Source organism: Sinomonas humi, assembly GCF_000802235.1.
In the GTDB taxonomy this organism is placed as follows: domain Bacteria; phylum Actinomycetota; class Actinomycetes; order Actinomycetales; family Micrococcaceae; genus Sinomonas; species Sinomonas humi.
Genome location: NZ_JTDL01000052.1, coordinates 1 through 1408, shown reverse-complemented (window position 1 = coordinate 1408; position 1408 = coordinate 1). Strand labels below are relative to the sequence as shown.

Annotated in this window: 1 protein-coding gene; it reads left to right on the top strand. The window is 67.0% G+C overall.

The genetic code is table 11. The features are described 5' to 3' along the window. Window positions 1–283 precede the first annotated feature (283 nt). Window positions 284–1408 (top strand): bifunctional 2-methylcitrate synthase/citrate synthase (locus LK10_RS04230; protein ID WP_043120420.1); only part of this gene is annotated, 1125 nt, incomplete at its 3' end.

Here is a 1408-nt window from a genome sequence, read left to right as displayed (position 1 = left end):
GACGTCTACCGATACCACGGCATCGACACCGACTCCATCGTCGGCGCCGCTCTCGACCTCATCGACTGAAGCTGGAGAGTTCGAGGGATCGGGATCTGCTGACGCCCAGACCTTGCCCGTGAAGTGGAGAGTGCCGCCTCTACGAGCTTGTCCACTACGAGGCCTACAACCGCTTCGACACCGGCGTTTTCAACTTCCAGGTCCCCGGCCGACACTGAACAGTCTTCATCCGTCTTAGGGCGGCAAAAGGCCCTAGCATCCCAGCTGACGAAGGATTCGTTGCATGACACAGGCACTCACCATCGAAGAAGTCCGCAGGGGCCTCGCCGGGGTGGTGGTGGACTACACCGCCATCTCCAAGGTCAACCCCGACACCAACTCCCTGCTCTACCGCGGCTACCCCGTCCAGGAGCTCGCCGCCCGCTGCTCGATGGAGGAGGTCGCCTGGCTCATCTGGAACGGCGAACTCCCCACCCCCGAGCAGCTCGCCGCCTTCGAACAGCAGGAACGCGCCGGACGCGCCCTCGACCCGGTCGTGAAGCGGGTCATCGACGAACTCCCCACGACGTCCCACCCCATGGACGTCTGCCGCACCGCCGCCTCCGTCCTCGGCGCCCGCGACCCCCGCGCCGCCGACTCCTCCCGCGAGGCCAACCTCGCCAAGGCCCTCGACCTCTTCGCCGCCATGCCCGCCGTCGTCGCCTACGACCAGCGCCGCCGCCGCGGCGAGGACCTCGGCGAGCCCCGAGAGGACCTGGGCTACTCGGCGAACTTCCTCTGGATGACCTTCGGCGCCGAGCCAGCCCCCGAGGTCATCCGGGCGTTCGAGGTCTCGATGATCCTCTACGCCGAGCACTCCTTCAACGCCTCCACCTTCACCGCCCGCGTCGTCACCTCCACCCTCTCCGACCTCCACTCGGCCGTCACCGCCGCCATCGGCGCCCTCAAGGGACCCCTCCACGGCGGGGCCAACGAAGCCGTCATGGAGACCTTCGAGGAGATCGGCATCAACCCCGACGAATCCCACGAGGACGCCAAGGCCCGCGCCAAGGCCTGGATGGACAACGCCCTCGCGGCCAAGAAGAAGGTGATGGGCTTCGGCCACCGCGTCTACAAGCACGGCGACTCCCGCGTCCCCACCATGAAGGCCGCCCTCGACGACCTCATCGCCTACTACGGCCGCCCCGAGATCCTCGGCCTCTACGACGGGCTCGAGCAGTCCATGGACGAGGCCAAGGGCATCAAGCCCAACCTCGACTACCCCACCGGCCCCGCCTACCACCTCATGGGCTTCGACATCCCCACCTTCACCCCGCTCTTCGTCGCCAGCCGGATCACCGGATGGACCGCCCACATCATGGAACAGCTCGAGAACAACTCCCTCATCCGCCCCCTCAGCGCCTACAAC